Genomic DNA, 365 nt, shown 5'->3' on the forward strand with positions numbered 1-365 from the left:
GTCAGCTCGTGTCGTGAGATGTTGGGTTAAGTCCCGCAACGAGCGCAACCCTCGCCATTAGTTGCCATCATTAAGTTGGGCACTCTAATGGGACCGCCGGTGGTAAGCCGGAGGAAGGTGGGGATGACGTCAAGTCCTCATGGCCCTTACGGGGTGGGCTACACACGTGCTACAATGGCGACTACAGAGGGTTGCGATGCTGCGAAGCGGAGCTAATCCCTAAAAGTCGTCTCAGTTCGGATTGCACTCTGCAACTCGAGTGCATGAAGTCGGAATCGCTAGTAATCGCGGATCAGCATGCCGCGGTGAATACGTTCCCGGGCCTTGTACACACCGCCCGTCACGTCACGAAAGTCGGCAACACC

General features: G+C 56.7%; 1 rRNA gene (running past one end of the window). It reads left to right on the plus strand.

The annotated features are described in order from the left end of the window. Window positions 1–365 (plus strand): 16S ribosomal RNA (locus ACFSKW_RS38110) (its annotated part extends 1,059 nt beyond the left edge of the window); the annotation flags it as partial.

Source organism: Nonomuraea mangrovi, from assembly GCF_042681425.1.
Lineage (GTDB): Bacteria > Actinomycetota > Actinomycetes > Streptosporangiales > Streptosporangiaceae > Nonomuraea > Nonomuraea mangrovi.